General features: G+C 40.2%; 8 protein-coding genes. All 8 read right to left on the bottom strand.

What is annotated here, in order from left to right; translation table 11 throughout:
• Positions 1 to 126: 126 nt before the first annotated feature.
• The 8 genes from ftsA to B3P17_RS07115 are packed head-to-tail and all read right to left on the bottom strand — an operon-like array spanning position 127 to position 10,053.
• Entirely contained in the window at positions 127 to 1,455 is a 1,329-nt protein-coding gene (gene ftsA, locus B3P17_RS07150) for a cell division protein FtsA (RefSeq protein ID WP_252637180.1), read from the bottom strand.
• A 58-nt stretch (positions 1,456 to 1,513) separates the two neighbouring features.
• A complete protein-coding gene (locus B3P17_RS07145; RefSeq protein ID WP_252637182.1) occupies positions 1,514 to 2,251 on the bottom strand; it encodes a cell division protein FtsQ/DivIB in 738 nt (245 codons plus the stop codon).
• A complete protein-coding gene (murC, locus tag B3P17_RS07140; protein ID WP_252637184.1) occupies positions 2,248 to 3,615 on the bottom strand; it encodes a UDP-N-acetylmuramate--L-alanine ligase in 1,368 nt (455 codons plus the stop codon). The genes B3P17_RS07145 and murC overlap by 4 nt, the downstream gene beginning before the upstream one ends.
• 3 nt (positions 3,616 to 3,618) lie before the next feature.
• Complete coding sequence (gene murG / locus B3P17_RS07135) at positions 3,619 to 4,728, bottom strand: undecaprenyldiphospho-muramoylpentapeptide beta-N-acetylglucosaminyltransferase (protein WP_252637186.1); 1,110 nt, start codon at positions 4,726 to 4,728, stop codon at positions 3,619 to 3,621.
• Complete coding sequence (locus B3P17_RS07130; protein WP_252637188.1) at positions 4,725 to 5,966, bottom strand: FtsW/RodA/SpoVE family cell cycle protein; 1,242 nt, start codon at positions 5,964 to 5,966, stop codon at positions 4,725 to 4,727. Before B3P17_RS07130 ends, murG begins: the two co-directional genes overlap by 4 nt.
• 6 nt (positions 5,967 to 5,972) lie before the next feature.
• Complete coding sequence (gene murD / locus B3P17_RS07125; protein ID WP_252637189.1) at positions 5,973 to 7,310, bottom strand: UDP-N-acetylmuramoyl-L-alanine--D-glutamate ligase; 1,338 nt, start codon at positions 7,308 to 7,310, stop codon at positions 5,973 to 5,975.
• A gap of 6 nt (positions 7,311 to 7,316) precedes the next feature.
• Positions 7,317 to 8,579, bottom strand: a complete 1,263-nt coding sequence (mraY, locus tag B3P17_RS07120) for a phospho-N-acetylmuramoyl-pentapeptide-transferase (protein ID WP_135106750.1) — start codon at positions 8,577 to 8,579, stop codon at positions 7,317 to 7,319.
• A gap of 22 nt (positions 8,580 to 8,601) precedes the next feature.
• Positions 8,602 to 10,053 (bottom strand): UDP-N-acetylmuramoyl-L-alanyl-D-glutamate--2,6-diaminopimelate ligase, encoded by a 1,452-nt coding sequence (locus tag B3P17_RS07115; protein ID WP_252637191.1) that lies wholly within the window; start codon positions 10,051 to 10,053, stop codon positions 8,602 to 8,604.
• Positions 10,054 to 10,072: the final 19 nt, after the last annotated feature.

Below are 10,072 nucleotides of genomic sequence, written 5' to 3'. Positions count from 1 at the left end.
ACCACCACCACCTACACCTATAACCTTTATGATTGTCTGAGTTTTTCTTGGGAATTGAAAATCCAGTATTTTTTCATCCATATCTTAGCGTATTTGTTTTGTTATAACTTAAGGGATTTACTTCGATTATTCTTCATCGTTGAATACTGTTCCTCCAAAGTTTTGTACTTTTTCGAAGAACCTAAAGAGCGATGTTTGCCCTTTGTTTTTATCTTTCTTTCCCTTCTTAGGCTTAGGAGCTTCTTCCTCATCCTCATCTTCCTCTATTTCGGGAGCAGGCGGGGTAGGAGTTGTTTGTTGAACCGGTACAGGTTCCGGTCTGAATGCTTCCTTTCTTTCGCAATTTTCATTTGCAAAAAGCAGTAAGCTAAGAGCCTGTGTATATACCGGATTTTGCAGTAATTCGGCTGCATTATTAATATATACACGTTTTGGTGTTGCCCGTTTTACCGGAAGTTGTGCTTTGTCTGCAAAATATTCTTCCAGCCCTGTCATTTGCGATGCTCCACCTATTATAATAATTCCGGCATCCAGTTTATCTCCAAATCCTGATTCTTTTATCTGATGAATAACGTTCAAGATAATCTCGTCCTGACGTAGTTGTATCACTTTGTTCAACTCTCTAAGGTCTATATCGGCTGAAGTATCGCTGGTTGGTCTTGCTTTTTCTTTACCTAATTTGGCATAACGTATTTTGTATGTTTCGGCAGATTCGAAAACAAAGCCTAATCCCTGAACATCTTTCGTAATCGTACGTCCTCCGAACGGAATAACTGCCATATAGCGAAGCAATCCGCCCTTATATATGGATAATGTAGTAGTGCCTGCGCCAAAATCGACCAGAGCACATCCAGCTTGTCTGTCTTGTTCTTCCAGAACGAGAGCACCTGCGGCTACAGGGCCTACAATAAATCCGGCAATTTCAATCTGAGCCTTCTCTGTACTTTTTGCAAGATTACTTTTTATATTAGGACGTCCGATAACCAAACGATAATGACCTTCAATTACAGAAGCAACCTTATCAATCGGGTCTTCTTCGTATTGTCCGTCAAGGTAATATTCGGGAGCAAGGACGCTATAGTTGGCAAAGAAATCGGGCTTGTTCAGCTTCGCTTGCTGTTCCATCCCGTCGAGTATAGCAAATGTGATAGGGGTAGTACCATCGAGCAATTTAGTCTCTTTGTGTTCTATTGCCCGAAGTGATTTTCCGGCAACAGAAACATAAGCTTTTCCTATTTTCTTACCTGTCTTGTTTTCTAACAGGTGGATAAGTCCTTTGATTTTGCCTGCGGCATCATCTATATTATATATTGTCCCATATTTTACACATGAATCGGCAGGTATACATTCCGATGCCAAGATGGAAATAACGCCTTGTTCATTCTTACGTCCCAGTACACCAACAATTTTTGATGTGCCAAGGTCAATACCTACAATAAATCCTGATTGTTCCATATATCTTCTTCTCCTTTACAGTCCAATTCGAAAGAATTGTCCAGATCTTGTTCTTTATTCAACGTTTTGTACAAACAACTTGTTTGTTAAACTTCAGATTTATGACTGAATATTTATTCCACCCGGTCTCGTTAAGCCCGTTTTGATAAAAGGTGAGCAATTTGGCAAGCTTCTCTTTACATCCGTCCACACTGCCTAGTATGACCTGATGATCACCGACACGGGGTATTAATTTAATATCCTGGTTAGGTAGTACGACTATTTGTTCAATTTGTGCATTCCAAAACTCATCATTATGCAAAAATAATGCAAATTTATATAAGTCGGTCTTTGCAAACTCTTCTTTTATTGCTCCTGTTGCTATAGGGAGGTATGCCGTAGAGCGATTAGAAAGAGGCATTTTATTGCCCGCATTATCTATATAATAGTTTCCTCCGAGGCTGCTTATAACACGTAGAATCGGCTTCCGCTCTTCAATTACGACTTTTACAGCTCTATTGTTTGTAACAAATACGTTGGCTTCTTTTATCAGCTGATTGGCCATTATGGCCTCTTCTATCTTGTTTGTATTAATGTTTTTTAATTGTTTGCCTGTAGGATCAAGTCCTTTATCTTTGATATAACTTACAATATCTTTTGTTTCGATAAACTTATTGCCCTCGGCGCTATTTTTTATTTCTACTTCAAAACTTGTGCAAAAGTCATCCTGCGGCTTTTTTTCGAAATAAAAAGCCGAGAAAATAAGATAGCCTGCAAGAAGGCATATTCCTCCGATGACTAATATTTTTTTTATCATTTCTCTTCTAAAACTTCTTTTATTGCTTCCAACAATTGATCGATATCTCCTGCTCCGACTGTTAATAGAACCTCAACATCATTTTTATTTTCCAATAAAGGTAATAATTCTTGCTTGTTACACAATGTTTTAGGACAGGTAACCTTGTCGAAAATTATTTTTGAAGTCACACCTTCTATCGGTTTTTCCCTTGCAGGATATATATCCAGTAAAATGAGTTCGTCAAGCAAAGAAAGACTCTTTGCAAACTCATCGGCAAAATCTTTTGTCCGGCTATAGAGGTGAGGCTGAAAAACGCCTGTAACCTTACGGTCAGGATATAATTCCTTTACAGATGTAATGCTCGCTGCCAGCTCTTGAGGGTGGTGTGCATAGTCGTCTATCATCACGATCTTATCTGTTTTAAGGATAAAATCGAAACGACGCTTCGCCCCCTGAAATGTAAACATAGCATGTCGCAGTTCGTCAGGTGTAGCACCATTGAGCCATGCCAGAGCCATTGCTCCGATGCTATTCTCTATATTGATTCTAACAGGAACGCCAAGCTGTATGTTGTCTATTACTTCCTTTGGAGTAACAAAGTCGAAACGAATTTCACCGTTCCCTATTTTTATATTCTTTGCATGGAAGTCTCCTTTATCTTCAGAGTAGGTATATACCTTAACATCTTCTCCAACTTTGGGCGAAAGTTTTATATTGTGTTTCATCACCAACACTCCTCCTTGTTGAATGAGGGTGGTGAATTTCTCAAAGCTTTTGAGATACTCTTCTTCCGTTCCATAGATATCCAGATGGTCTGGGTCTACAGAAGTAATAAGAGCCATATACGGATGCAACCAGTGGAAAGAGCGGTCATACTCATCAGCTTCGATAACGGTAAACTCACTCTTATCTGAAAGCATAAGATTGCTGCTATAGTTTTTCAGGATACCCCCTAAGAAAGCATTACAATCGAGGTGCGATTGTTTAAGGATGTGAGCCAGCATACTTGATGTTGTTGTCTTTCCGTGTGTTCCTGCACAACAGAGAGCTTTGCTCGATTTGGTGATAGTTCCTAAAACCTGAGCACGCTTCTGTATCGTAAAATTCTGCTCGTGGAAATATATAACTTCTTCGTTTTCGGATGGAACAGCCGGAGTATATACCACTAATGTCGTATCTTTGTCTTTGCAGTATTCGGGTATCAGGCTTACACTGTCCGAATAGTGAATTTCTGCGCCTTCTTTTACCAGTTCTTTTGTCAATGGTGTTTCGGTACGATCATAGCCTGCTACTTTTTTGCCTTTCGACATAAAGTAGCGAGCCAGATTGCTCATTCCGATGCCACCGATTCCGATGAAGTATACTGCTTTTATATTATTCATGTTTTATTTTCGCTTTATTAGTCTTATTGCTTCGTCTACAATTCGGTTTGCCGAATCATGTTGCGCCAATTTTAAAATATTTTCCGATAGAGTTTTTAATTTGTCCTTATCCTTTATTGTCTCCAAAGCTGTTTTAATCAGCAAATCATTTGCTTCAATATCCTTTATGAGGATAGCGGCATCTTTATTTACCAGTGCCATTGCATTTTTGGTTTGATGATCTTCCGATACATTTGGAGAAGGAACAAGAATAACCGGTTTGCCCAACAAGCATAGTTCGGAGATAGAGCTTGCACCTGCTCTTGAAATGACCAAATCGGCTGCTTTATATGCTAAATCCATTCGGGAAATGAATTCATGGATATGAATATTCTGCGGATTTCCTTTCGATGCCAGATCCATATTCAGTTCGAAAAAGTATAGTTTCCCACATTGCCAAATGATTTGTATGTCTGACTCAGACAAAGCTTCTATTCCGCTAAATATACTTTTGTTTATTGTTCTCGAACCAAGGCTGCCACCTACAACCAGAATTGTTTTTTTATTCGGGTCGAGGTTAAACTCTGTATAGCCATCTTCTTTCGTTATATTCGATGATAATAATTCTTCACGACAAGGGTTGCCGGTCATCACTATTTTATCTTTCGGAAAGAATCTTTCCATATTTTCGTAGGCGACACATATACTGGAAGCCTTCTTGCCTAAGAACTTGTTTGTAATTCCGGCATACGAATTCTGCTCTTGGATGAGGGTAGGGATACCTAGTTTACTTGCCTTATACAACGTTGGGCCACTGGCATATCCTCCCACGCCAATCACGATATCGGGATTAAATTCTTTTATGATTTTGCTAGCCCGATTGAGGCTTTTCTGAAATTTCCAGATTGTAGAAAATATCTTGATCGGATTTTTTCTGCTAATCCCGACTACATTTAACCCTTCTATTTTGTATCCTGCGTTTGGAACTTTTTCCATTTCCATGCGTCCTTCGGCTCCCACAAAAAGTATTTCGGAGTCAGCGTAACGTTTTTTGATGGTGTTGGCAATAGCTATTGCCGGAAATATATGACCTCCTGTTCCACCTCCGCTAATAATAACTCTCAGATTTTTCATTGTTCTTCTGTATCTTTTACATAGGGTTCAAAATCTATATTGGCAATGCTTTCGTCCACATCTTCATGATCTGAGTCATTGAGTCGGGATGAGCATGCCAGAATAATGCCAAAATAGGCACATGTGATAATGGTAGACGTTCCACCCCGGCTTACCAGAGGCAGAGGTTGTCCTGTAACAGGAATCAAATTGACGGCTACGGCCATATTAGCCAAAGCCTGTATTGTGAGTATAAGTGCAGACCCGAGTATAAGATATCTCGGGAACTTCTTTTCGCATTTTGAAGCCAGAACGCCACACCTGAACATCAGAGCGACATATAAGAGCAAGACGAATAGCCCCCCAAGCAGTCCTGTTTCTTCAAGGATGATGGCAAAGATAAAGTCGGAGTAGGCCTGTGGAAGAAAGTCTCGTTCCACACCGCTTCCTGGCAAGCCGATTATACCACCGTTGGCTATAGCAATCTTGGCATGTGATACCTGATAATTGTCGTCAGTTATTTTATAAGCAATAGTTCCGTCGGCGTTCCTCATCTCTTTATCTTCTTCCGAGTGCCTTTCTATACGGTTTTTCCATGTAGCCAAACGTCCCGGTAAATACTCTTTTGCAAAAGAGTCGGGTAGGAGCGTAAGGCTGCCTAGCAAAATAGCTACAGCAGCAAGCCCAACAAAAGCAATCAATCCTAACTTCCTGAGGCTGACCTGTCCGATAAACATAAGCATAAAGCAGACGCCAAAAAGGAGACATGCCGTAGATAAGTTTTCGGGTGCAATAAGCAAGCATAAGGCTCCGATACCAATAATGAGGGTTTTGAATATCCAACCTTCATTATCAGGCTTCATCTTACTTAAAAAGAAGGAGACAAAACCGATTGCCGAAATTTTAGCAAACTCGGAAGGTTGTATCGTAAATGCTCCGATTCCAAGCCAGCGTTGTGCCCCATTCACATCTTGCCCCATAAACATGGTGATAACAAGGAGAACAGCAGATAGCGGTATTCCCAATAGCAATACTGAAAAATATTTGCTGGGAACCCTCTGCAAAAACATCACGAGGGCAAAACCAATAAGCAGGAATGCCGCATGTCGCAGAATCGGTGCCCAGTGGCTATGTTGACGGTAGGCAATTGTACTTGTAGCACTAAATACTTCAAGCAAAGAGATAATACACAGTGCGATAAATATGCACCATATAACTTTATCTCCTTTGAATGCCCGCCCTAAAAAATTGAATTCCATTTTTGATTACAGTTTTCTGACGTATTCTTTAAACTGATCACCTCTATCCTCATAATTTTGGAAGAGGTCGAAACTGGCGCAGCAAGGCGATAGCAAAACCGTATCTCCTTCTTGAGCCAATGCGTAAGATTTTTCTACTGCATCCTTCATTGATGAGGTATCTACAATATTGTCTATTTTACCATCAAAGAATTTATGCAGCTTACTGTTGTCAACTCCGAGGAAAACCAAAGCGCGAACTTTATCTTTAACCAATTGTTCGATCTCTGTATAGTCATTTCCCTTATCTGTTCCTCCTAAAATAAGGACAACCTTCGTTTTCATGCTTTGTAAAGCATACCAGCACGAATTAACATTAGTCGCCTTGGAGTCGTTTATAAACTGTATACCTCTCACTCTGGCTACTTTTTCAAGGCGATGTTCTACTCCTTGGAAGTCACTAAGCGAGTGACGCAGGTTTTCATCGGTTATATCCAGCAACTTTGCCGTGATGCCTGATGCAAGTGAGTTATACAGGTTATGTGTTCCTTCGAGTGCTAGTAAATCTTCTTTCATAATGAAAACCGATTTAGGAGTATCTATTTTTATTTCATTGTTTTCAGGGTATGCAATAGCATTACCCACTTTGTGGTCGGCAAATGTATATTGCTTGCCTTTCGATACCAGCTTTTGTATTTCTTTGCTTACAATCGGGTCTTCTTCCCAAAATATAAAAGCATCTTCTTCTGTTTGGTTTTGTACAATACGCATTTTGGCATCAACATACTTTTGCATATCATGATCGTATCTGTCGAGATGATCGGGGGTTATATTTAAAAGAATGGCGATATCTGCTTTAAACGAGTACATGTTTTCCAGCTGGAAACTACTTAGTTCCAATACATAATAGTCGAAATTATCTTCTGCTACCTGACGTGCAAAACTTCTTCCGATGTTACCTCCAAGACCTACATTTAGTCCTGCCGATTTCAGTATATGATAGATGAGGCTGGTAGTGGTTGTCTTCCCATTACTGCCTGTAATACAGATCATTTTTGCCGATGTGTAGCGTTTGGCAAATTCCATCTCCGATAGGATAGGAATACCTTTCTCTGCTGCTTTGTGAACAAGAGGTGCATAATTAGGAATGCCCGGGCTCTTGATGATCTCGGATGCAGCCAGTATGAGGTCTTCGGTATGTCCTTTTTCCTCGTAAGGGATGCCATACTGATCGAGTTCGGCTTTGTACTGGTCTTTTAACGGCCCGCTGTCAGACAAAAAAACATCAAATCCTTTTGCTTGTGCCAGTATCGCTGAGCCTACGCCACTCTCTCCTCCTCCTAATATGATAATCTTGTTCATCATTTATTTTTATCGCATTTTTAATGTTGCCAATGTAAGTACTGCCAGAATAATTCCAATAATCCAAAAACGCACTACAATCTTCGACTCGGGTATAGGCCCTATTGGTTTTTGAAACAAGGCTTGTATTCCCGAATTTCCTGCTTTCTGAAAATGATGGTGCAAAGGAGTCATTTTGAAAACACGTCTGCCTTCTCCGTATTTTTTCTTTGTGAATTTAAAGAATGCCACTTGCATCATTACCGAAATACTCTCAACAAAGAATATTCCGCAAAGTATAGGGAGTAGCAATTCTTTGTGAATAACAACGGCAAAAACACCGATAATTCCCCCTAATGTCAGACTACCCGTATCTCCCATGAAGACCTGCGCAGGGAAGGCGTTATACCAAAGGAAACCAATCGTAGCTCCTATAAATGCAGCGGCAAATATTACGAGTTCCTGGCTACCGGGTATAAACATAATGTTGAGATAAGACGCAAACTCCATGTGCCCGGAAACATACGCGAGTATCCCGAGTGTTACCCCGATAATGGCAGAGCTTCCGGCTGCCAATCCATCGAGTCCGTCGGTAAGGTTGGCACCATTGGACACGGCAGTTACAATAAAAATAACAATGAAAACAAACAGTATCCATGCTGCCGGTTCGGCATATTCTCCCATAAAGCCAACAAGATCCTCGTAGTCGAGGTTGTTATTTTTCATAAATGGGATTGTTGTCTGAGTGGATTTTACTCCTTCAGCTACATAGCTTACACGCTCTATTACATTGTCCTGATTACGGTATTCTATATTCTCCCGGATAATTATATCGGGGCTCAGGTATATTGTCAGACCCACTATCAATCCCAGTCCGACCTGTGCCACTATTTTAAATTTACCTTGTAACCCTTCTTTATCTTTTTTGAAAACTTTTATATAGTCGTCCAGAAAGCCCAGTGCACCAAGCCATATTGTTGTGATCAACATGAGAATGATATATACATTGTCTATTCGGGCAAAAAGTAGTACAGGTGTTAGTATTGCTATAATAATGATAACACCACCCATGGTAGGGGTTCCTTTTTTACTTAGTTGTCCTTCAAGACCAAGATTACGGACTGTTTCACCGATTTGCAGCTTTTGCAATTTGTCGATGATCCGTCTTCCTATAATTGTAGAAATCAGCAAGGAGAATATCACAGCCATCGCTGCCCTGAATGAGACATAGCGAAACATCCCTGCACCAGGGAAATCTAATTTGTCTAAGTAATCGAATAAATAATATAGCATTTTGTCTTTCTGATTTTTCTAGTTATTCTCCAAAAATGTTCTTAACTATTTCTTTATCATCAAAATGATGTTTTACACCTTTCACATCTTGATAATCTTCGTGCCCTTTCCCTGCAATAAGGATTACATCTCCCGTTTTAGCCAGTGCGCATGCTGTTTTTATTGCCTGTTCACGTTCTACAATCAGAAGTGCTTTTTTCAATTGTTCGCTGTTGAGCCCGTCTGCCATATCGTTGATTATAGCTTGCGGCTCTTCGTAGCGAGGGTTGTCGGACGTGAGTATAACCTGATCGCTCAAACGAACAGCTTCGCGTGCCATGATCGGACGTTTTGTCTTATCTCTGTTTCCTCCGCAACCTACAACTGTTATTACACGACCGTTTCCTTCCAATACCTCGTGTATTGCTTCCAATACATTGGTAAGAGCATCGGGCGTATGGGCATAATCTACAATAGCTGTAAAGCCTTCAGTTGAACGGATTGTCTCGAATCGACCTGATACCGGTTTCAACGTGCTAAGTACAAGCAAGGCTTCTTCCGGACTTTGTCCTAGTAATATGGTTGCCCCGTAAACAGCAAGCAGGTTGTATACATTAAATACTCCCACAAACTGTACTTGCAGTTCTTTGCCATTGATCTCTATTGCAGTACCATCAAAGTGTTTTTCGATGATTCGTGCTTTGAAATCAGCTAAAGAATGAACAGAATAAGTACTTGTTTTAGCCTTTGTATTTTGTAACATTACCAATCCGTTTTTATCATCGATATTGGTAAGAGCGAATGCTGTTTCGGGTAGTTGGTCAAAGAAAGCTTTCTTCGCTTTTAGGTATTCGCCCATTGTTTTATGGTAGTCCAAATGGTCTTGGGTAAGGTTGGTAAATATTCCCCCTTCGAATTTTAGACCACTTATACGTTTTTGATGAATGGCGTGCGAGCTTACTTCCATAAAGGCATATTCGCACCCTGCATCTACCATGTTTTTGAGCATTTCGTTCAACGAAATAGGGTCGGGGGTAGTATGTGTGGCATGATATACTTTGCCATCTATATAATTGGCTACAGTAGATAACAAACCTACTTTATATCCCAGCTTGCGGAACATCTCATAAAGGAGTGTGGCTGTTGTTGTTTTTCCGTTTGTGCCTGTTACGCCTACTAGTTTCAGATTGTTTGACGGATCGCCATACCAATGTGTAGCTATTTTTCCGGCAGCATCGGCACTGTCTTTTACTTTTATATATGTGATTCCTTCGTTAGAAGTATCTATTTTGCTTTCGTGAAGAATAACTTTAGCTCCTAGTTCCAAAGCGTTTTTTATATATAGATGACCATCCACCTGAACGCCTTTGAGGGCAATGAAAACCGATCCGGGAGTTGCCTTGCGGGAGTCTGTAAAAACTCCGGTTACATTTATATCCTGTTCTCCCTTTATTTCTATTACATCTATGTTTTTAAGTAAATCCTGCAACTTCATATCTGTATTTGTTTTTTCG

Source organism: Dysgonomonas sp. UBA7630 (assembly GCF_002483985.1).
Classification (GTDB): domain Bacteria; phylum Bacteroidota; class Bacteroidia; order Bacteroidales; family Dysgonomonadaceae; genus Dysgonomonas.
The sequence above is the reverse complement of the archived record's forward strand: the minus strand, read 5'-3'. Positions and strand labels throughout refer to the sequence as shown.

Bases quoted from the DNA above. Each gene is read 5' to 3' on its own strand.
- murC (WP_252637184.1), bottom strand. From the start codon at position 3,615: ATGAATAATATAAAAGCAGTATACTTCATCGGAATCGGTGGCATCGGA.
- mraY (WP_135106750.1), bottom strand. From the start codon at position 8,579: ATGCTATATTATTTATTCGATTACTTAGACAAATTAGATTTCCCTGGT.
- B3P17_RS07115 (WP_252637191.1), bottom strand. From the start codon at position 10,053: ATGAAGTTGCAGGATTTACTTAAAAACATAGATGTAATAGAAATAAAG.
- ftsA (WP_252637180.1), bottom strand. From the start codon at position 1,455: ATGGAACAATCAGGATTTATTGTAGGTATTGACCTTGGCACATCAAAA.
- B3P17_RS07145 (WP_252637182.1), bottom strand. From the start codon at position 2,251: ATGATAAAAAAAATATTAGTCATCGGAGGAATATGCCTTCTTGCAGGC.
- murG (WP_252637186.1), bottom strand. From the start codon at position 4,728: ATGAAAAATCTGAGAGTTATTATTAGCGGAGGTGGAACAGGAGGTCAT.
- B3P17_RS07130 (WP_252637188.1), bottom strand. From the start codon at position 5,966: ATGGAATTCAATTTTTTAGGGCGGGCATTCAAAGGAGATAAAGTTATA.
- murD (WP_252637189.1), bottom strand. From the start codon at position 7,310: ATGATGAACAAGATTATCATATTAGGAGGAGGAGAGAGTGGCGTAGGC.